The following is a 19576-nucleotide window of genomic DNA, read 5'->3' on the forward strand; positions in this document are numbered from 1 at the left end:
CAGCAGTTCGCCCAAGTCGTGACGGGCGGTGTAGTCGCGCGGGTCCCGAACCGCGCGCAGGATGAGCAGAAGATCCTCGACCATGACCAGTCCCTCCCAGGGGGAAGACGTGGTCAGAGTCGATCGCCGATGACAGAGCAACTGCCAATCTACTCATATGCAATCGCCCTCCCCCACAGGGGGGGAGGGAAGGGCGTGGATCCGCTGGCTCACGCAGCCTGACGATTGGCCGCCAGCCGCTCGGCGAACTCGATCGCCTCGATCAGGCTGCGCTCGTTGGCGATGCCCTGGCCGGCGATGTCGAAGGCGGTGCCGTGATCGACCGAGGTGCGGATGATCGGCAGGCCGAGCGTGATGTTCACCCCCGACAGGTCCATCCACTTCCCCGTCGCCGGGTCGATCTCGAACCCCAACAGCTTCACCGGGATGTGCCCCTGGTCGTGGTACATCGCCACCACGGCGTCGTACTGGCCGGCGCGCAGCTTCACGAACACCGTGTCGCCCGGCACCGGACCGTGCACGTCGAGCCCGTCGGCGTTGGCCTGCGCGATCACCGGGGTGCTGACGTCGATATCCTGGCGCCCGAACAGGCCGCCCTCGCCGGCATGCGGATTGAGCGCCGCCACCGCGATCTTCGGCTTCGCGAGCCCCAGACCCTTCAGCGCCTTGTCGGTCAGGTCGAGGACGAGGCGCAGCCGCTCCGGCGTCAGGCGCTTGGGCACATCCTCCAGGGCGACATGGGTGGTGACGTGCGAGACCCGCATGTTGCCGTGGGCCAGCATCATCACCGAGCCGCGCACGCCGGTCAGCTCCGCCAGCATCTCGGTATGGCCGGCATAATGGTAGCCGGCCTTGTTGAGCGCCTCCTTGTTGAGGGGCGCCGTGACGATCCCGCCGATCCGTCCCGCCATGGCGAGGCGGACCCCGGCCTCGATCGCCTTGTAGGCGAAGCGCCCGCCATCGGCCGAGAGCCGGCCCGGCTCGATCGGCGCGCCCTCCGCATCGGCCTGGAGGCAGCAGAGCGCCGGCCAGTCGCCATCCTCGGCGACCTCGGGGATTTTCTCTGGCAGGAGGCCGAGCGCGGCTTCCGCCCGGTGCAGAGCCGGCGCGCTGCCGATGACCATGAGCTTCAGGTCGCCGGCTGCGATCCGATCCTTCAGGCGGGCGGCAGCCTTGACGATGATCTCCGGGCCGATGCCGGCCGGATCGCCCATGGTGATGGCGAGATGCTGCGTCATGCGTCGCTCCTGTCGGGCGTGAAACCGTTGTGATGGAGTAGATCGCGCCAGACGGTCTGCGTTCCGAACGCGCCGGATTTCGAGATCACCGCGAGCCCGTCCCAGCGCCCGCCCCGGAGGGTCGAGCGCGGCAAACCGGGGGCGATCTGGCCGGTGACATCGAGGCGTTCGACCCGGAGCGCGAGGCAGAGCGCCTTGAGCGTCTCGCCGCCGGCCACCAGAAGCGTGCCGGGCTTCGGGATCCGCTCGACCACGCCCGCGAAGGTCTCGGCGATCCGCGCGGCGGCGGCCTCCCGGGCGGTGCCTTCGGGCAGGGCGAGGCTTGCCAGCACGACACCGTCCCGGGCGAGGCGTTCGCCGACCGCGTCGGCATGGTCCGCCGCCTCCGGCGAGAGGACGAGGCGGTGGGGCCCGCAGGCGTCGAGCTGCGCCGCGGTCTCCGGCCGGTCGGAGCCGAACAGGCCGAGCACCGGCCCGGTGAGGCGATCGTCGCCGGGCGCCGCGACGCCCTGCGCCAGGGCCGCCGCGAGGCCGCCGCTGCCGCACCAGAGCACCGGCCCCTCCCGGCCGAGTTCGGCGATGCGGGCCAGATCGTCGTCGTGCGACGCATCGTAGACCACCACGCCCGCCACGGGACCGTCGGCGAGCGTGGCCCGGCGCGCCGGCAGGCCCACCGCCCGCAAGGCCTCGGCGATGTCGCCGGAGACCGGTTCCCAGCCACCGTCACGCCGGGCACGCTGTCGGCCCCCCTCCGTGCGCCGCCCCTGGTATGGGAAGGCGGGCGCCACGATGCAGCGTGCCCAGGCGCCGAGGCGCATCACCGCAGCGAGTTCCGCCGCCCAGGGGCCGCGCAGCAGGCTGTCGACCTTCTTGAAGGCGATGTCGGCCTCCCGAAGGCGCGGCGCGAGATCCCCGACGATCCGGCCGGCCTCCGCGGGCGAGACTTCCCGGGTGCCGGAATCGATCGCGAGGCACCCGGAGCCGGCTTCCGGCAGGATCTCCGGCCACGCCACCGGGATCGGCCCGCACAGGCCGGTGAAGCCGGCGGCGGTGTCGAGGGTGCCGGTCAGGTCGTCGGCGATGAGGCGCAGGCGGGTCATGGCACGGGGGATAAGGTTACAACCTTCGCGCAGTCCTGATCGGGCGCCGACCCGTCTTTTGCGCAGACGGCAGGCTCGCGGATCACCGCCCCGGTAGTGTGGCCGCCGCCGGGATCGGAGAGGCGATCGATAAGGCCATTTGCGGCGCTTATCATGGGATCTGTCGCAGTGGCATATCGGTACTTGTTGTGAAGTTGTTTGGCCGATACGCCCGACCTGCGCTGCGGGTCAAGGAATGGCGCCGATAGAATGGTGGCTGAAATCTCTCAGCGCGTCCGCGGAACGGCGGTGATGAGACGCCACGCAACACCGTCGTAGAGCTGCCACACCGTTCGAATGGTGGGACGGCGCCCATCAGGCGCGAGGATCGAACCCTCGCAGATCAGACGGATCCGCCCGGCCACCTCAGTTCCGTGCATCTGCAGGTCGTGCGCGGTATGATGGGCCAGCAACGCTTCGGCCAGTTGCATCGGCCGCGACGGGTGGAACCCGAAGGCGAGGAAATACCGGGCTTTCGGACCGCCCTTCGGGTGGTCAACGTTCAGCAGGTAATGGGCGATCTTCTCCTCGGGGACCTCGAACGGCGGCTGTCGATCGCGGCACCGAGCGCCCGATCCGCTCGATCCGCGCGGCCTCCACGGTCGCCAGGGCGCCCATCGGTTCGGGGAATTCGACCTCGTAGGCTTCGCCCAAACCCCAGACGGCCACCACGGTCCCTTCGCTGCCGGCGGACATGATGTCCCCGTCATCGGTGACGACATCCGAGAGCAGGCGCACGTCGTCGAGTTCCCGGATGGCGCCGCCGGGCTGGTCCTTCCTCAGCAGGTATACGGCCTCGACCGACATGGCCGCATTCTGCCGCGCCTCCGACCGACCCGCAAGCCGCTCTGGACTCTACATCGACAGATCGAGCAGCCGCCCCTCGAACAGCCGATCACGGGACGCGCGGATATGGGCGGTCATGCGGGCCTGGGCGGCCTCGGCCTCGCCGTCGCGGATCGCCGCGAAGATCCCGTGATGCTCCTCCAGCACGCCCTGCAGACCCGAGCGCGGACCCAGTAGCGCGAGGCCGTGGATCTTCATGCCCACCGCCACGTGCGATTGCAGGGCCTGCAGGGAGGCCGCGTAATAGTGGTTGTTCGAGGCCACCGCGACCGCGTGATGGAAGGCGAAGTCGGCATCCTCCCGGTGCTGCTCCCGGCGGGTGGCCGCGGCCAGCAGATCGAGGGCCGCCGCGATCCGGTCGAGGGCCGCGGCGTCGCGGCGCGTGGCGGCGTGGAAGGCCGCGTCCGGCTCCAGGGTCAGGCGGAACTCGTAGCAGCGCTGGATATCGGCGATGCTTTCCACCGGCGCGAAGCCCGGGGCAGGGCCGGATTCCTCGCGGGGACGGACGAAACTGCCGGCCCCCTGCCGCGAGACGATCGTGCCCTCCCGGCGCAGCCGGTCCAGGGCGGCCCGCACCACTGGCCGCGAGACCTGGAACCGGCCCGCGAGGTCGTGCTCGCTCGGCAGGCGGGCATGGGCCGGATAGGTTCCGTTGGCGATGCCGGCGAGGATCGCGTCGTAGATGCCGTCCGACCGGGATGCGGGCCGGACGGGGGCCGCCTTCGCCACCGTGGCACGGCCCGCTTCCGGGCCGGGGGCCTCCGCGCGGCCAAGCAGGGTTGACGACATCCGGGGTGACCTCCGTGCGCTTCGTCGGCCAAGTCATCGACGCGACCACCCGATTGTCAACAAGTCGGCACTTGTCCGCCATGTTGCGCGTACTTGTCGAAAGGTTGTAGCAGGCGCCGGGGGGACGATTTCAGGTGGCGGGCCCGGGACAGGAGCCGCACCGGAGGACCTCCCATGCAGATTCCGATCAAGCGCTCGCTGGAGCGCGTTCCGGGCGGCCTGATGGTGGTGCCGCTGTTCCTCGGCGCGATCCTCCACACCCTGTTCCCGAACACCGCGACCTTCTTCGGCTCGTTCACCGGCGCGCTGTTCAACGGCGCCCTGCCGATCCTGGCGGTGTTCTTCGTCTGCATGGGCGCGGGCATCGACTTCCGCGCCGCCCCGGCGATCGCCCGCAAGGGCGGCGTCCTGCTGGCCGCCAAGGTCGGCGTCGCGGCGATCCTCGGCGTGGTGTTCGGCCATCTCCTCGGTGAATCCCCGGTCGTGGGCGGGGCCTTCGCGGGGCTCTCGACGCTCGCGATCGTCGCCGCCATGAACGACACCAACGGCGGCCTCTACCTCGCCCTGATGGGCCAGTTCGGCCGCCCGAAGGATGCGGGCGCCTACGCGATCATGAGCCTCGAATCCGGCCCGTTCCTCACCATGGTGACGCTGGGGCTCGCGGGTCTCTCCGCCTTCCCGTGGCCGACGCTGGTCGGCAGCATCCTGCCGCTGCTGATCGGCATGGTGCTGGGCAACCTCGACCGCGACATGCGCGCCTTCCTGTCGGGCGCCGCGCCGGTGATGATCCCGTTCTTCGCCTTCGCGCTGGGCTTCGGGCTCGACCTCGCCAAGATCTGGCAGGCGGGCCTCCTGGGGATCGGGCTCGGCGTCGCCGTGGTGGCGGTGACGGGGGCGGTCCTGTTCGTGGCCGACCGGCTGACGGGGGGCAACGGGGTGGCGGGCGTCGCGGCCGCCTCCACGGCGGGCAACGCCGCCGCCGTCCCGGCGATCATCGCGGCCGCCAACCCGGCCTACGCGGAGGCCGCCGGCCCCGCCACGGTGCTGGTGGCGGCGAGCGTCGTGGTCTCGGCGCTGCTGGTGCCGCTGCTCACCGCCTTCGTGGCCGCCCGGGTGCGGCAGGACGGGGAGCCGTCCGGGCCGCTGCTCGACCCCGCGGTGCGGCCCGCGACGCCCCGGCCCTGATCCTTCCACAGGCGCGCATCGGCCCGGCAACCGAAGACGGTGACGCCCGGTTGTCCCGGTAGACGGCGCGGCACAGCGACAGACCGGAGCGGGCACACCATGTCCACCGAAGCCAGAGGCAAGACGCATATCGACATCCATGACCGCGCCACCCGCGCGGTCTGGGCCCAGCGCTTCGGCGTGAGCGAGGAGCGGCTGCGCAAGGCGGTGACGATGGTGGGGAGCCGCATCACCAGCGTGGCGGCCTATCTCGACAGGCCGGCGCCCTGAGCGGGGCCGGCCTCGCCATGAAATCCGATACCTATCCGCCTCCGGAAGCGACCGCCCCGGAGCAGCCGCCCCATGTTTCGGAATCACCGGCCGTGTCCGACGACAAGACCGTGCCTTCCCCCGCACCTTCCGCTCCGGCCCCGGACGCCATCACGTTCGAGCAGATCCGTGAGCGCGCCTACGAATTGTGGGAGCGCAACCACCGGCCGGAGGGATTCGAGATCGAGTTCTGGCTCCTGGCCGAGCGGGAATTGCGCAAGGAGCGCGAGCGGCGGAAGGCCCATGAGGCGCCGGCCGCTTCCGAGCCACCGGCGCAATAGCGACGTCCCCTCTCTGGCGTGTACCTTGCGACGCGGCATGAAAGGTCGCCGACGCCGTCCGCGATCCGATGACCGGTCGCATGACGGGAGCCCGCCTTGGAGACATCCGCCCTGACCCGCCGCAGCTTCACCGGACTCGGTCTCGGAGGTGCCGCGGCGGCCGCGTCCGGCGGCGTTCTGGCACAGACAGGCCCGACTTCGTCAGCGGCCTCCGGCAAACCCGCGCCCCTCACCACCGCCCCGGTCTCGCAGGCCGGGCTCGGCCCGCGCCTGACGCTGCACGCCATCGACAATTTCCATGGCACCCCGGCCGCCGGCATGGTCTGCGACCTCGCCTGGCGCGAGGGCGACACCCTCACGCCGATCAAGACCGTCACCACCGGCGCCAACGGCCGGCCGGCCGAGCCGCTGCTGACGGATGCCGCCCTGCGGCCCGGCCCTTACGAGCTGCTGCTGCATCTCGGCGCCTATTTCGCCGCCCGCGGCGTGAGCCTGCCGAGCCCGAACTTCCTCGATCGCGTGCCGATCCGGTTCCGGATCCGGGACGCGGGCCAGCGCCACCATCTGCCGGTGCTGTTCACGCCCTGGGGCTATTCCTACTATCGCGGCAGCTGACCGCATCAGGACAGGATTCCATGGCCGGCATCTCGACCCATGTCCTCGATACCGATCGCGGGCGCCCCGCCGCGGGGATCCGCATCGACTTCTCGGTCCTGGAGGGCGAGACATCGGAGGGCGAAACGTGGCGGCTCGTGAAGAGCGTGGTCACGAACGCGGACGGCCGCACCGACCAGCCGATCCTGGCACCGAGCGAGGCGAAGGTCGGCCAGTATCAGCTAGTCTTCCACGTCGATGATTATTTCCGGGATCGCCCGGGCACCGCGGAGGCCGACATCTTCATCGACAACCCGGTGGTGCGCTTCGCGATCTTCGATCCCGCGCAGCATTATCACGTGCCGATGCTGTGCGCGCCCGGCAGCTTCACCACCTATCGCGGCAGCTGAGGCCGTGCCCGACCTCGCCACCGTCAACCGGATGGAAGAGGCCGCCTTCGTGGCCCTGCTCGGGGGCGTGTTCGAGCACGCCGCCTGGGTGGCCCGGGCCGTCGCGCCGCAGCGGCCCTTCGCCGGTCTCGCCGACCTGCACGCGGCGATGATGCGGGCCCTGCGCGCCGCGCCCGCGGACGCGCAGCTGACCTTCCTCAACGGCCATCCGGAACTCGCCGGACCCGAGGCGCGGGCGCGGGTCCTGACGGCCGATTCGGCGAGCGAGCAGGGCAGCGCCGGGCTCGACCGCATGGCGGAGGCCGAGGCGGCGGCCTTCGCGCGGCTGAACGCGGCCTACCGCGCCCGGTTCGGCTTCCCGTTCATCATCGCGGTGCGGGGGCGCGGCCGGGCCGAGATCCTTACGGTGTTCGAGGCGCGGCTCGGCCGGGATCCGGCGGCCGAGCGGGAGACCGCGCTGGCGGAAGTCGCGCAGATCACCCGCATGCGGCTGGACCGTCTGATCGACGCCTGACCGCGCCTGCGGCGGCTCAGGCGACCGCCGACCGCGCGTCCTTGATGGCCGCCTCGAAGGCGATGAACGCGGTGGTCGCCTCGTCCCAGGCCTGAGCGCGGACGTGGCGGAGCATCGCCGCCGCCTGCTCGCGCGCCTGCGCCAGGGGCGTCTCCACCGCGGCCGGCCGCGCCGGATTGGCGGCCACCGGCTCGGGCGGATTGTCCGCCGGACGCATGCCGACCAGGGTCGCCGCGATGGCGCGTCGCCAGGCGGCCAGATCGGCCGGAAGGCGTGCCGTATGCGCCTCCGCCTGCGCGTCATCCTGCCGGTCGAGCAGGTTGCGGCCGAGAGCCTCGATCCGCTCGAGTTCGGCCAGGGCGTCTCCGATCTCGCGGCGCGCCTTGTCGGTGCCCTCTGCGATCCGGCTGACGTTGTTGGCGATGTCGCCGGTGGCCTGGATCTGCTGGTTCAGGATCTCGGAAGCCTCCCGCATCTGCGACGCAACCGTCGCGACGGCGCCGCTCTCGGCCTCGACGCGGGCATTGGCCCGCACCATGGCGGCGGCTCCGGTCTCGACCGCACCGCGGCTGCGCGTGACCGCGGCCTGCATGGCCGCCATCTCCTCGCGCAGGCCCGCCACGCGGGCGCGGATCTCGTCGGTCGCCTTGGCGGTCTGCGCCGACAGGGTCTTCACCTCGGCGGCGACCACCGCGAAGCCGCGGCCCGCCTCCCCGGCGCGCGCCGCCTCGATCGTGGCGTTGAGCGCCAGCAGGTTGGTCTGGGCCGAGATCGCCGCGATCGTACCGGCCATCTCCTCGATCCGCAGGGCCGCGGTCGAGAAGCTGTCGAGCCGGTTGCCGATCTCCTCGGTGCCCTCTTCGATCCCGCGCATGCCCTCGGCGGCGCGCTGGAGGTCGCCGACGCAGGTGGCGATCCCGGAGCGGGCGGTCTCGGCGGTCTCGGCGGCCGAGGCGGAGCGGGCCGCGATCTCGCCCGTGGTGGCGGCGAGTTCCTCGCTCGCGGCCGCGATCAGCCGCGCCTGCTCGGCGGTGCCCGAGGCGTCGTGGGTCATCCAGCCGATCGAGGTGCCGGCATCCGAGGCCGCAGCCGACATGCGCGCCAGGAGCGACTGCCATTCGCGGTCGACGGTCGGGGCGGCGGCGGGCTGCGGCTCCGGCGCGGCCGTGACGATGGCCGGTGCCTGCACCGGTGCGGCGGCCTTTTGCAGGGAGCCGGACGCGCTCATCTCCGAGCGCTTGCGGTTCAGGCCGAACATGCGGGGTCCTCCGATCGACGAATCGGAACCGAGCTTCGCACGGATCCTTCAACCAATGGTGAAGGCTAAACTTATCAGTTTCTTATCAATCGGAAAAATTGCTCCCTTTAGGTGGCAATTCATCCGTTGAAACTCGCTTATCGAAACGGGCGCCACCGGCCGTGAGGGGGCCGGTGGCGCGCGCGCTCACTCGCCGGTCAGCGCGGCCTTGGTGCGGGACCACCAGCCGGCGCGCTTGGGCCGGTCCGGATCGGACGGGGGCGTCAGCACGACCGCCACGGGCTCGGGCGCCGGCTCAGCGGTCGACGCGGGGGCCGGCTCGGCGGCGCCGTTCGTCGGCTGGGGCTCTGCGGCCTCCGCCGCCGGGGCGGCGACCGGCAGGTCCACCACCGTCTCGTTGGAGGCGGCCTCGGGGGCGGCCTCGACGACTTCGGCCACGGCTTCGACGCTCACCGGCTCCTCCGCCGGCAAGGCGACCGCTTCGTCGGAGGCGGCAGCCTCCTCCGTCTCGGCGCCCTCGCGGGTGCGGCCCTCGCCGCGCCCACGTCCGCCCCGGCGTCCGCGGCGACGGCGGCGTCCGCCCTCGTCCTCGGCCTGGACCGTCTCGTCCGGGCCCGTCACGACCGCGTCGGACGCGCCACCCTCGGCGGTGACGGCCGCCTCAACCGGCTCGCCGGTCGCCGCCTCGTTGGCGTTCGCCGGCTCGTCGCCGTCCCACTCCTCGTCCCGGCCATCCTCGTCGGATTGCGGCGCGCCCTGGCGCTCCTGCTCGGAACGCCCCTCCGAGCGGCCGCCCCGACGCCGGCGGCGCCGGCGGCGACGGCGGCCGTCGCCCTCGTCGCGGGTGCCGTCCTCCCGGGCCTCGGTGCGGGTCTCCTCGGCCTCGCCCTCGGCTTCACCCTCGACTTCGGCCTCGGCCTCCTCGACCTCCTCGTCCTCGTCGTCGAACTCCGTGGTCGGCGAGATCGCCTGGGCGCGCACGCCCGTCACGGGGCCCTCGGCCCGCTGGGCCGGCTCACCGCGATCGAGCTGGAACGCCGCGGTCGCCGCCAGCCGCTCGTCGGCCGCGATCGTGATGGTCACGCCGAACCGCACCTCCAGCTCGCGCAGGTGCCCGCGCTTCTGGTTGAGGATGTAGAGGGCGACCTCCGTGCGGGTGCGCAGCACGAGGTTGTGGGAGGCCGACTTGAGCAGCGCCTCCTCGATCGAGCGCAGGATGTGCAGCGCGACCGACGCGGTGGCGCGCACGTAGCCCGAGCCGCCGCAATGCGCGCAGGGGATCGAGGAGGATTCGAGCACGCCGGTGCGGATGCGCTGGCGGCTCATCTCCAGGAGGCCGAAGGGCGAGATCCGGCCGACCTGGATACGGGCACGGTCGTTCTTCAGGCACTCGTTGAGCTTCTTCTCGACCGCGCGGTTGTTGCGCTTCTCCTCCATGTCGATGAAGTCGATGACGATCAGGCCCGCGAGGTCGCGCAGGCGCAGCTGCCGGGCGACCTCCTCGGCGGCCTCCAGGTTCGTCTTGAGGGCGGTGTCCTCGATGTCGTGCTCGCGGGTGGCGCGGCCGGAATTCACGTCGATCGAGACCAGCGCCTCGGTCGGGTTGATCACGAGGTAGCCGCCGGACTTCAGCGAGACATGGGTCGAGAACATCGCGTCGAGCTGCTGCTCGACGCCGAAACGGGCGAAGATCGGCGTCGAGTCGCGGTAGGGCTTCACGACCTTGGACTGGCCGGGCATCAGCATCCGCATGAAGTCCTTGGCCTCGCGGTAGGCGTCCTCGCCGGCGACCAGAACCTCGTCCAGATCCTTGTTGTAGAGGTCGCGGATGGCGCGCTTGATCAGCGAACCCTCCTCATAGACCAAAGCCGGGGCCATCGAGGTCAGCGTCAGCTCGCGGACCGACTCCCACAGGCGCATCAGGTACTCGAAGTCCCGGGCGATCTCGGGCTTGGAGCGCGAGGCGCCGGCGGTGCGCAGGATGACGCCCATCCCCTCGGGCACCTCCAGATCCTGCACGACCTCCTTGAGGCGCTTGCGGTCGGCCGCCGAGGTGATCTTTCGCGAGATCCCGCCGCCGCGGCCGGTGTTCGGCATCAGCACCGAGTAGCGGCCGGCCAGCGACAGGTAGGTGGTGAGCGCCGCGCCCTTCGTGCCGCGCTCCTCCTTGACCACCTGCACCAGGATGATCTGGCGGCGCTTGATCACCTCCTGGATCTTGTACTGGCGGCGGTAGTGGCGCGGACGCTCGGGGATCTCGGCCAGCGCGTCGCCGTTGCCGCCGACCTGGGCGATCTTGGGCTCGGCGTCGGGATCGTCGGATTCCTCGTCCGACTCCTCATCGTCGTCGGACTCGTCCTCGTCGTCCTCCGATTCGTCCTCATCCTCGTCGTCGTCGTCGGATTCGTCCTCCTCGGACTCGTCCTCGTCGGACAGCTCGTCGAGCTCGCCGACGGCCGCGCCGCTGTGGCCCGAGGCCTCCGCGACATCCTCCGCGACGGTCTCGGCCGGCTCCTCGGCCACGGTCAGGGCCTCGGCCACGGCGATCCGGGCCTCGGGCTCGGCCGGATCGTCCTGGTCGGTCGCGGCCTCCTCGGCCTGCGCGGCGACCGGAGCGGGATCCACGGTTTCGGCCGCCGGCTCGGCCTGCGGCTCGGGGATATCCCCGGCCGCGGTCTCGGAGGCGAGCGCCTCCTGCACCGCCTCGGGGTTCTCGGCGAGCGTGTCGGGCATGCCGGCCGGCGCGATCCCAGCCTCCGTGGGGGTCTCGGTGCGATCCGCGTCACCCGCGACCTGACCCTCGGTCTGATCCTCGACCTGCGCGGCCTCGTGCGCGTCCTCGGCGCTCACCGTCTCGTCGGCGCTGTGGGCGCGGGCCTCGGCGCGGCGGCCGCGGGAGCGGCGGGGCGAGCGGCGGCGGCGCTCCTCGCGCTCGCGGTGCTCCTCGGCGTCGCGCGCCTCCTCCTCGAGGAGCGCCTGCCGGTCGGCGAGCGGGATCTGGTAGTAGTCGGGGTGGATCTCGTTGAAGGCCAGGAAGCCGTGGCGGTTGCCGCCATACTCCACGAAGGCCGCCTGGAGCGAGGGCTCCACGCGGGTAACCTTGGCGAGGTAGATGTTGCCGCGCAGCTGGCGCCGGTTGGCGGCTTCGAAGTCGAACTCCTCGACCCTAGACCCTTGGACCGTGACGACCCGGGTCTCTTCCGGGTGCATCGCGTCGATCAGCATTTTGTTGGCCATGTCGGACTCTCGGCATGGCGGCCGACGTCGTTCTCCGTGCCCGTGGTCCCGGCGGCGCCTCGCCCGACGTCAATGCTGTCGGGCGCGGTGCCGGCCTCGTCGCCGAGGCGGATGGGTTCGAGGGGAAATTGCCGTCAACCGCCGGTCGGCGCAAAGGGCGCCTGGGGTTGAACCTGGCCGGGTCGACAGACGGACCGGCGCGACGCGCGTCTTGCGCCGCCGGGGCACGCGCAGCGTTATGCTGGGCCGTGCGTCCGTCCATCGTGATCCCGACCTCGCGAAATGCTCTCGGCCGGATCGGACCGGCCGTGAATTCCTGGGGTGCGGCGGAGAACCCGCCGCGACGTGCGACACCTGCCCGATCGGGGACGACACCCGTCGCCGCCAGACGGGCCGACAGGGCCCGCCGCGACACCGCCGCCGTCTTCGCGAGGAATTCGGCTGCGTCCGCGGGCCGTTGCGGCGGCCGGCGGGACCGGAAAGGGGTCCGTATCATTACAGACCGCTGCGCGGATTTGGCAAGGGTCAACCGTGAATAGATGTCACGGGGGTGTCATGGGGCGCGGGCGCGGCGACCGAGCCGTTGCTCCCCGAAATGCGCCGGCTCCGCGTCGTCCGCGAAGCGGGCTGTCGATCGGAGGGCTTTTGGACCGCTACGCCGCCACGGCGAGGCGCACGCCGAAGGCCTTCAGCACCCGCAGCAGCGTGTCGAGCGTGGGGTTTCCGTTGTCGCTGAACGCCTTGTAGAGCGCCTCACGGCTGATCCCCGTCTCGCGCGCGAGCGCCGACATTCCCTTCGATCGGGCGATGGTGTTGAGGGCACGGAGCACTTCCTCCTGCGTCCCGTCCTCCAGGTACGTATCGAGATAGGCTGCGATATCTGCGGGTGTGTTCAGCACCTCGGCCGCGTCCCAAGGCTGTGTTTCGATGGCCATGCCACAAACCTCGCGTGCCATCCTTTTCGCCCGTGCGATGTCCCGAGCCTGCGAACCCTTGTCGCCGCCGCACAGCAGGACCACGACGACGTCACCACGCATCGTATGGGATATCTGGTTCGCGGACCGAAGTCGAAGTCCTCCTCACGATGCACGACCTGATACTGGAACGGCTCGGATCGATCGTCCAACCCACCCCCTCATCCTGAGGTGACCGCGAAGCGGGCCTCGAAGGAGGGCTTCAGGGATCGCGCGGCCGGCTGGAACCCTCCTTCGAGGCCTCCGCTACGCTCCGGCACCTCAGGATGAGGGGGGTGGGTGGGATCACGCAGTCATTTTGCGGTCGGCCACCGTCGAACACGGTGGTACTTCGCGGAGGGCGCGCCTACGCCGGAGCTGAACCTCTCTCACTCCGCCGCCTCCAGCCGCGGCGCCACGCCCGCGAGCGCGGCGGGCTTCGGGCCGCCGGTCGCCCAGTCGAGCAGCTCCACCGTGTGGACGATCGGGATGCCGGTGCCCTTCCCGATCTGCGTGGCGCAGCCGATATTGCCGGTGGCGATCACGTCGGGGCGCACGCGCTCGATATTGGCGACCTTCCGGGCGCGCAGCTTCGCGGCCAGTTCCGGCTGCAGGATGTTGTAGGTCCCCGCCGAGCCGCAGCAGATATGGCCCTCGGGCACGTCCTTCACGGTGAAGCCCGCGCGCTTCAGCAGCGTCTTGGGCTCCAGGCGGATGCCCTGGCCGTGCTGCATCGAGCAGGCCGAATGATAGGCCACGACGAGATCGGTCTCGGCGACGGGGGCGAGATCCAGCAGCGCGAGATACTCGGTGACGTCCTTGGCGAGCGCCGACACCCGCTTCGCCTTCTCGGCATAGGCCGGGTCGTCGCGGAACAGGAAGCCGTAATCCTTGATCGTCGTGCCGCAGCCCGAGGCCGTGACCAGGATCGCGTCGAGCCCCTTGGCGATCTCGGCATCCCAGGCGTCGATCGCCTGCTTGGCGAGCGCGTGGGCCGAATCCGCCTTGCCCATGTGGTGGGTCAGCGCCCCGCAGCAGCCCTCCTGGGCGTGGACGACCTCGATCCCGTGGCGGTTGAGGAGCCGGATCGCCGCCGCGTTGAAATCCGGCCGCAGCACGCTCTGGGCGCAGCCGCGCAGCAGGGCGACGCGCTTGGCCGCCGTACCGGTCGCCGCGGGAAACCGGCCGGGCCGGTTGGTCGGCTCCCGGGGCGGCATGCCGGAGGGCGCGAGGTCGAGCATCGCGGCGAGCCGATTGCCGACCCGCGGCAGCCGGGCCACCAGGCTGCGGAACGGCGCGCCGATCCTGGCGGCCGCGAGCGCGAGGCGGAAGCGGTTCGGATAGGGCAGGACCTGCGCCAGCAGCGCCCGCAGGAACCGGTCGCCGGCGGGGCGCGCGTAGGTCTCCTCGATATGCGTCCGGGCATGATCGACGAGGTGCATGTAGTGCACGCCCGAGGGGCAGGTGGTCATGCAGGACAGGCAGGACAGGCAGCGGTCGACATGCTTGACCACCTCCGGCGAGGCCGGCTTGCCGCCCTCCAGCATGTCCTTGATCAGGTAGATCCGTCCGCGCGGGGAATCGAGCTCGTCGCCGAGCAGCAGGTAGGTCGGACAGGTCGCCGTGCAGAAGCCGCAATGCACGCAGGTCCGCAGGATCTTTTCGGACGCCGCCATCGCGGGGTCGGCGAGCTGGGCGGGGGCGAAGTTGGTTTGCACGGTCTCTTCCTGCCTGCCTGCTCTCCTCCCCCTTGTGGGGAGGAGTTGGAGGTGGGGGTGGTGCAGACGGCACCGCGGCGCTCGATCCTGAGCCACCCCCACCCCTGACCCCTCCCCACAAGGGGGAGGGGAAAAATTCAAACCTGCGCGTACATCCGGCCCGGGTTGAGCACGCCGTTCGGATCGTGTGCGGCCTTGATGCCCGCGGTGAGCCGCATCAGCGGCTCGGCGAGCGGCTCGAACACCGGGACCGCGGCGCGCACGGCGTCCGGCGCGCGCACCAGCGTGGCGTGGCCGCCCTGCGCCCGCACGGCCTTGCGCACCGCCTCCGCGCCGGCGTCGCCCTGCGCGCCGGTGGCGAGCCAGATCAGGCCGCCGCCCCAGTCGAAGAACCAGCGCGCGTCCCGCTCGGCCGCCACCGCAGCCGCGAGCGCCGGTCCGCGGGTCGGCGCCGTGGAGATCCGCCAGAGCGCCGCGTCCCGGGGCTCGGCGAGCGGCGCGGCGTCGCGCACGCCCCGCCAGAGGGCTGCGCCGGCCTCGCCGTCGATGATCTCGGGCTGCCCGTAGCGCTTCAGCAGGCGCCGCAATTCGCCGGTGCGGTAGTCGATCGACTCCGAAAACCCTTCGCACCGCATCAGCGTGCGCGCCTCCGGGGCGCCGATCCCGGCGGGCAGGTGCGCCGCCCCGGTCAGCTCGAACGGCGAACCCAGGGCCTCCGACAGGGCCGTGACCGCCCGGGCATCGTCGAGGCCGGAGAAGACCAGGGTGGCGACGCGCTCGCTCGCCGGCAGGACCTTGAAGGTCACCTCGGTGAGGAGCCCGAGGGTGCCGTGCGCGCCGGCCATCAGCTTCACGAGGTCGAGGCCGGTGACGTTCTTCATCACCCGCCCGCCCGACTTGATCGCCTCGCCCCGCCCGTTGACGAAGCGCACGCCGATCAGGCTGTCCCGCGCCGCGCCGGCATTGATCCGCCGGGGGCCGGCATTGTTGATCGCCGCCACGGCGCCGAGGGTCGGCTCGCCGCCGGTGCCGTAGAGGCCGCGCAGGTCCATGGGCTCGAAGGGCAGCATCTGGCCCTTCGAGGCGAGCAGCGCCTCGACCTCGGCGAGCGGCGTCCCGGCCCGGGCCGCCACCACCATCTCGGCGGGCTCGTAGAGCGTGATGCCGGTGAGTTTCTTCGCCGAGAGCGTCGCGCTGTCCTGCGCCGGACGGCCGAGCCCGGCCGCCGTGCCGCCGCCTTCGAGCCGCAGCCGCTCGCCGCGCCCGGCCGCCGCCCGCACGATCTCGGCGGCCTCCGCCTCGGTGCCGGGCTCGTAGACGCCCATCGTTGCCGCCCCGGTCCTGTTTGTATCCATTCCAGGACGGGTGTCGCCGGAACGGGCGGCGGATTCAAGCGGAGGTGGCGTCGCGGGGTTTCAGCACCCGGATTCTCTCTGCGGCGCCGCGGTCGCGATCGGTGGATTAATCCTACTCCGCCGCCGCCACCCGCGCCGGGCGCAGCCGGGCGGCGACCTGACGGCGCAGCCCTGCGATGTCGAAGATCCAGACCAGCGCCCCGTAGAGGAGCATCCCGGCCGGGACCAGCGCCGCCAGTGCGGTCGCCGGGGGCAGGTGGCGGAACGGTGCGAGCGCCAGGCCCATCGCGGCGCAGGCCAGCGACGCCGCCCCGATCGAACCCCAGGGCAGGCGGATGCGCTCCGGTCCCGTCAGGGCGCGCCAGCCGAGCCACAGCGCGGCAGCGGCGAGCCCGGCGGTCTGCGCCAGCGCGACACCGATCCCGCCCAGACGGTCCGGCAGGACCAGAAGGCCGGCCCCGTTGACCGCGAGCCCGACCAGGGCGGCGGCGATCACCGGCAGGGTCCGGCGGCGGATCTGGAAGACCGGATTGAGGGCGTAGAACATCATGGTCAGGCAGAACAGGCCCGGCATCAGCGTGACGCTGTAGCGCGCGAACGGACCGCGATAGGCGTCCGGCACCACCAGCGCCTGGAGGGCCGGCAGCACGGCCCAGAAGCCGACCGCGCAGGGCGCCAGCAGCGCGAACACCATGCCGGCATTGTCGGCGACCTGCGCCTCGGCGGCGGCGCGGCCGCGCTGCTCCTCGGCCTGGACGGCGAGCTGGAACAGCAGCAGGTCGAGGGCGGTGCCGAGCGTCATCAGGGCGCGGGACGTGACGTCGGCGGCGAGCGCGAAATAGCCGGCCTCCGCGAATCCGGCATGGCCCGCGATCACGCCCCGGTTGACGAAGGCGAGGCATTGATAGGCGGTGTTGGCGGCGATCAGCGGCAGGCCGTAGCGGGCGAAGACCCGCCACGTCGCCGAGAGGCGCGGCCGCTCGACCGGCGCGTGCGGGTCGCGCAGCGGGTGGCGCAGCAGGACGACCGCCAGGAACTGGCTCAAGCCCGCCGCCGCCAGCACCCAGGCCGGCTGCGGCAGCCACCACGCGGCCGCCGCCATCAGCGCGAGGGCGAGGACGTTCTTCACCGCCACGAGGCCGAGATAGAGCTTTCCGTCGAACCGGGCTCGGGCCAAAGCCGCGTGATAGTCGAACACCCCGATCCCGAAGGCCGCGAGCCCGGTGCCGCACAGGATTGCCGCGCGCCCGTCCGCGCCGTCGGCGAAGCCGAAGGCGCCGCACAGGGCGGCAGCGGCCAGCAGCAGCAGGCCGATGCGCAGATAGGCCCGGTCGAGCCCGTGGCGGATCCAGGGCTCGTCCATCCGCACCCGCCCCGAATAGAAGCGCGTCGCCGAGAGCCGCAGCCATTCGAACAGCACCGTGTTGAGCACGGTCGCCCCGGTGGTCGCCAGGGCGAATCGCCCGAAATCGGCCGGGCCGAGCAGCTTGGCGATCAGCAGGCCCAGGACGAAGTTGAGCCCCGCGTTGATGGCGAAGGCGGCGATCACGGCCATGAACGGCGTCTCACGGGCGGCGGGGTCCCTCGGGCGGGCGGTGCGGTGTAGCGCGGCAGCCGTAAAACTCTTCTAACGGGGCAGCATCGCGGCAGAGCCCCGTATCGGGCGGCATCGTCAGATCCGGGCGGCGCCGGCAGGCCCGTCCCTCAGCGCGCGGACTCCGCAGCCTCCCGGCCCGTCCACGATGCAGGGCCGGGAAATTGTACGCGCGGCGCGCGCAATGCAACGGCGGGATTCGTCGAGGGTCCATGCCGACGAAACCGCAATTCAAAGGCAACAATTATTCCACGACGGCATTTTTATTGGATGAGTCAAATCTTTGTATCGGATCAAAGGCGGATTTGAGACATTTGTTGATTCCGCGCTCTGCGGCTAAGCCTGTCCGGCATCGTCGGAGGGCAGACGGCATGAGCCTGAAACACTGGATGCGATTCACGGAATCCCTGTCGTTCCGGATCGGCATGTTGGTGACCGTTCTGCTGGTCGTCTCGATGGGGATCGTCACCGGGCTGCTCTATGTCGAAGTCCGCGAGGCGTTGCTGCATCGCGCCGGGTTGGCGCTCGATGCCAACCTGAGCCTGCTCGAGCAGAAGCTCGGTGAGGAGGGCGGTCCGGGTGCGTTCTTCTCGGTCCGGGACGGCAGGCTCTATATCGGCGAACACGCGATCCTGGCCGACGACCCGGCGGTGGACCGGGTGCGGGACGTGCTGGGCGGAACCGCGACCGTGTTCCTCGGCACCACGCGGGTCGCCACCAACGTGATGACGGCGGCGGGCAGCCGGGCGATCGGAACCAAGCTCGGCCCGGGGCCGGCCTACGACGCCGTCATCGGGGCGGGGAAGGGCTATCGCGGCGAGGCCGACATCCTCGGGACGGCCTACATGACACGGTACGAGCCGATCCGGGACATCGACGGCCAGGCGATCGGGATCCTGTATGTCGGCGTGAAGAAGGCGGATTTCCTCGCCGCGCTCAATGCGCTGTTCGAGCGCGTCCTGCTCATCGGGGCGGTCGCCACGGTCCTGAGCGTAGCCTTCTGCTGGATCGTCCTGCGCCGCGCGATGGGACCGGCCACGACCCTGACCAGCGTGCTGATCGAACTCGGGCAGCGCCGGCTCGATCGCGAGGTTCCGGCCCTCGACCGGCGGGACGAAATCGGCGCCATGGCGCGCGCCGTCCAGTCCCTGCGGGAGGAGGCCCTGGCCCGCCAGCGCCTGGAGGAGGAGGCCAAGGTCGCCGCCGCCGAGAAGGCGCGGAACACGGCGCATATCGAGGCCGTGCTGGCCGACTTCCAGGAGAAGATCCGAGAGGTGGTGGCGACGGTGTCGCGCGATACCGCGCGCCTCGACGAGATGGCCGAGGCGCTGGCGGCCGTCTCGACCCGGACGGCCGGCGAGGCCGATATCGCCTCGACGGTATCGGGCGAGACCTCCACGCATGTGGCGGCCGTGCACACCGCCACCGACGAGCTCTCGGGGTCGATCCAGGAGATCGGGCGCGAGATCGCGGGGATGTCCGAGACGGTCCGCCAGGGCAGCACGACGGCGCAGGAGACGGCCGCGCAGGTGCGCGAACTGGCGGTCACGGGCGAGCGGATCGGGACCGTGGTGGCCGCCGTGCGGGCGATCGCCGAGCAGACCAACCTGCTCGCCCTCAACGCCACCATCGAGGCGGCCCGGGCCGGCGCGGCCGGCAAGGGTTTTGCCGTGGTGGCGGGCGAAGTGAAGGTGCTGGCTGAGCAGACCGCCAGGGCCACGCACGATATCGCCGCCCGCGTCGCCGAGATCCAGGAGGGGACGCGCCGCGCCGTGATCGCCAACGAGGCGGTGTCCGGCCTGATGGAGGCGATCCTGACGGCGGCCGCGAGCGTGGCGGCGGCGGTCGGCCGGCAGGAGGCGGCGACGCGGGAGATCGTCCGCTCCGTCCAGATGGCCGCGGACGGGACCGGGCAGCTGGCGAAGACCGTCACCGACGTCCGCACGGTGGCGGCCCAGACGGAGTCCACCGCCGGCAGCGTGCTCACGGTGGCGCGGACCCTGCGTGCGCAATCCTCGGACATCGACGCGCGCGTCAGGGCCTTCGTGCTCACGCTGCGGCAGGGCCCCATGGACCGGCGCCAGAGGCAGGACCCGGACCGTCAGGGCCCGGAGCGGCGGCGCGCCCAGCCCGCCGCGGCCTGACGCCGGGGCGGG

18 protein-coding genes are annotated in these 19576 nt (G+C 71.6%); 7 read left to right on the forward strand and 11 right to left on the reverse strand.

Annotated elements, in window-relative coordinates; translation table 11 throughout:
* Nucleotides 1–209: 209 nt before the first annotated feature.
* The 5 genes from pdxA to FVE89_RS00240 form a co-directional block, all read right to left on the reverse strand.
* On the reverse strand, nucleotides 210–1238 hold the full coding sequence (gene pdxA, locus FVE89_RS00220; protein WP_160532261.1) for a 4-hydroxythreonine-4-phosphate dehydrogenase PdxA: 1029 nt from the start codon (nucleotides 1236–1238) through the stop codon (nucleotides 210–212).
* The gene (locus FVE89_RS00225; protein ID WP_160532262.1) at nucleotides 1235–2338 is read right to left on the reverse strand and encodes a four-carbon acid sugar kinase family protein; all 1104 of its coding nucleotides are present in this window, start codon (nucleotides 2336–2338) and stop codon (nucleotides 1235–1237) included. The genes pdxA and FVE89_RS00225 overlap by 4 nt, the downstream gene beginning before the upstream one ends.
* A 266-nt stretch (nucleotides 2339–2604) precedes the next feature.
* Complete coding sequence (locus FVE89_RS00230) at nucleotides 2605–2898, reverse strand: DUF6883 domain-containing protein (protein ID WP_160532661.1); 294 nt, start codon at nucleotides 2896–2898, stop codon at nucleotides 2605–2607.
* On the reverse strand, nucleotides 2873–3184 hold the full coding sequence (locus FVE89_RS00235) for a DUF4926 domain-containing protein (protein WP_160532263.1): 312 nt from the start codon (nucleotides 3182–3184) through the stop codon (nucleotides 2873–2875). Before FVE89_RS00235 ends, FVE89_RS00230 begins: the two co-directional genes overlap by 26 nt.
* A gap of 48 nt (nucleotides 3185–3232) precedes the next feature.
* On the reverse strand, nucleotides 3233–4012 hold the full coding sequence (locus FVE89_RS00240) for an FCD domain-containing protein (protein ID WP_160532264.1): 780 nt from the start codon (nucleotides 4010–4012) through the stop codon (nucleotides 3233–3235).
* A gap of 174 nt (nucleotides 4013–4186) precedes the next feature.
* On the opposite strand from FVE89_RS00240, the gene FVE89_RS00245 reads away from it, so the two are divergent.
* From FVE89_RS00245 to uraD, 6 genes are all read left to right on the forward strand, one after another.
* Nucleotides 4187–5197, forward strand: a complete 1011-nt coding sequence (locus tag FVE89_RS00245) for a 2-keto-3-deoxygluconate permease (RefSeq protein ID WP_160532265.1) — start codon at nucleotides 4187–4189, stop codon at nucleotides 5195–5197.
* Nucleotides 5198–5296: 99 nt separating this feature from the next.
* Entirely contained in the window at nucleotides 5297–5467 is a 171-nt protein-coding gene (locus FVE89_RS00250) for a DUF3606 domain-containing protein (RefSeq protein ID WP_160532266.1), read from the forward strand.
* 92 nt (nucleotides 5468–5559) lie between these two features.
* On the forward strand, nucleotides 5560–5787 hold the full coding sequence (locus FVE89_RS30790) for a DUF2934 domain-containing protein (RefSeq protein ID WP_342389762.1): 228 nt from the start codon (nucleotides 5560–5562) through the stop codon (nucleotides 5785–5787).
* A gap of 96 nt (nucleotides 5788–5883) precedes the next feature.
* Nucleotides 5884–6402: a hydroxyisourate hydrolase gene (uraH, locus tag FVE89_RS00260; protein ID WP_160532268.1), complete on the forward strand. Its 519-nt coding sequence runs from the start codon at nucleotides 5884–5886 to the stop codon at nucleotides 6400–6402.
* A 20-nt stretch (nucleotides 6403–6422) separates the two neighbouring features.
* On the forward strand, nucleotides 6423–6791 hold the full coding sequence (gene uraH / locus FVE89_RS00265) for a hydroxyisourate hydrolase (protein WP_160532269.1): 369 nt from the start codon (nucleotides 6423–6425) through the stop codon (nucleotides 6789–6791).
* A gap of 4 nt (nucleotides 6792–6795) precedes the next feature.
* On the forward strand, nucleotides 6796–7305 hold the full coding sequence (gene uraD, locus FVE89_RS00270) for a 2-oxo-4-hydroxy-4-carboxy-5-ureidoimidazoline decarboxylase (RefSeq protein WP_160532270.1): 510 nt from the start codon (nucleotides 6796–6798) through the stop codon (nucleotides 7303–7305).
* 16 nt (nucleotides 7306–7321) lie between these two features.
* On the opposite strand, the gene FVE89_RS00275 is transcribed toward uraD, so the two are convergent.
* The 6 genes from FVE89_RS00275 to FVE89_RS00300 all read right to left on the reverse strand — a co-directional run bounded on the left by FVE89_RS00275 (nucleotide 7322) and on the right by FVE89_RS00300 (nucleotide 17381).
* A complete protein-coding gene (locus FVE89_RS00275) occupies nucleotides 7322–8563 on the reverse strand; it encodes a methyl-accepting chemotaxis protein (RefSeq protein WP_246730426.1) in 1242 nt (413 codons plus the stop codon).
* Between the two features lie 186 nt (nucleotides 8564–8749).
* Nucleotides 8750–11800 (reverse strand): ribonuclease E/G, encoded by a 3051-nt coding sequence (locus FVE89_RS00280; protein ID WP_160532271.1) that lies wholly within the window; start codon nucleotides 11798–11800, stop codon nucleotides 8750–8752.
* 653 nt (nucleotides 11801–12453) lie between these two features.
* Entirely contained in the window at nucleotides 12454–12837 is a 384-nt protein-coding gene (locus tag FVE89_RS00285; protein ID WP_342389763.1) for an addiction module antidote protein, read from the reverse strand.
* Between the two features lie 305 nt (nucleotides 12838–13142).
* Nucleotides 13143–14471 carry a glycolate oxidase subunit GlcF gene (gene glcF / locus FVE89_RS00290; protein ID WP_160532272.1) on the reverse strand — a complete coding sequence of 443 codons (1329 nt, stop codon included), beginning with the start codon at nucleotides 14469–14471 and terminating at the stop codon, nucleotides 13143–13145.
* 137 nt (nucleotides 14472–14608) lie between these two features.
* On the reverse strand, nucleotides 14609–15796 hold the full coding sequence (locus FVE89_RS00295; protein ID WP_160532273.1) for an FAD-binding protein: 1188 nt from the start codon (nucleotides 15794–15796) through the stop codon (nucleotides 14609–14611).
* 142 nt (nucleotides 15797–15938) lie between these two features.
* The gene (locus FVE89_RS00300) at nucleotides 15939–17381 is read right to left on the reverse strand and encodes a polysaccharide biosynthesis C-terminal domain-containing protein (protein WP_160532274.1); all 1443 of its coding nucleotides are present in this window, start codon (nucleotides 17379–17381) and stop codon (nucleotides 15939–15941) included.
* A 410-nt stretch (nucleotides 17382–17791) separates the two neighbouring features.
* Between FVE89_RS00300 and FVE89_RS00305 the strand changes: the two genes are divergently transcribed.
* Nucleotides 17792–19564 carry a methyl-accepting chemotaxis protein gene (locus FVE89_RS00305; protein ID WP_160532275.1) on the forward strand — a complete coding sequence of 591 codons (1773 nt, stop codon included), beginning with the start codon at nucleotides 17792–17794 and terminating at the stop codon, nucleotides 19562–19564.
* Nucleotides 19565–19576 lie beyond the last annotated feature (12 nt).

The sequence above is a fragment of the Methylobacterium sp. 2A genome (genome assembly GCF_009806555.1).
Lineage (GTDB): Bacteria > Pseudomonadota > Alphaproteobacteria > Rhizobiales > Beijerinckiaceae > Methylobacterium.

Excerpts from the sequence above, each read along its gene's own strand:
- pdxA (WP_160532261.1), bottom strand. The coding sequence starts at position 1,238 with ATGACGCAGCATCTCGCCATCACCATGGGCGATCCGGCCGGCATCGGC.
- FVE89_RS00225 (WP_160532262.1), bottom strand. The coding sequence starts at position 2,338 with ATGACCCGCCTGCGCCTCATCGCCGACGACCTGACCGGCACCCTCGAC.
- FVE89_RS00235 (WP_160532263.1), bottom strand. The coding sequence starts at position 3,184 with ATGTCGGTCGAGGCCGTATACCTGCTGAGGAAGGACCAGCCCGGCGGC.
- FVE89_RS00240 (WP_160532264.1), bottom strand. The coding sequence starts at position 4,012 with ATGTCGTCAACCCTGCTTGGCCGCGCGGAGGCCCCCGGCCCGGAAGCG.
- FVE89_RS00245 (WP_160532265.1), top strand. The coding sequence starts at position 4,187 with ATGCAGATTCCGATCAAGCGCTCGCTGGAGCGCGTTCCGGGCGGCCTG.
- FVE89_RS00250 (WP_160532266.1), top strand. The coding sequence starts at position 5,297 with ATGTCCACCGAAGCCAGAGGCAAGACGCATATCGACATCCATGACCGC.
- uraH (WP_160532269.1), top strand. The coding sequence starts at position 6,423 with ATGGCCGGCATCTCGACCCATGTCCTCGATACCGATCGCGGGCGCCCC.
- FVE89_RS00275 (WP_246730426.1), bottom strand. The coding sequence starts at position 8,563 with ATGTTCGGCCTGAACCGCAAGCGCTCGGAGATGAGCGCGTCCGGCTCC.
- FVE89_RS00280 (WP_160532271.1), bottom strand. The coding sequence starts at position 11,800 with ATGGCCAACAAAATGCTGATCGACGCGATGCACCCGGAAGAGACCCGG.
- FVE89_RS00285 (WP_342389763.1), bottom strand. The coding sequence starts at position 12,837 with ATGCGTGGTGACGTCGTCGTGGTCCTGCTGTGCGGCGGCGACAAGGGT.
- FVE89_RS00295 (WP_160532273.1), bottom strand. The coding sequence starts at position 15,796 with ATGGGCGTCTACGAGCCCGGCACCGAGGCGGAGGCCGCCGAGATCGTG.
- FVE89_RS00300 (WP_160532274.1), bottom strand. The coding sequence starts at position 17,381 with ATGGCCGTGATCGCCGCCTTCGCCATCAACGCGGGGCTCAACTTCGTC.
- FVE89_RS00305 (WP_160532275.1), top strand. The coding sequence starts at position 17,792 with ATGAGCCTGAAACACTGGATGCGATTCACGGAATCCCTGTCGTTCCGG.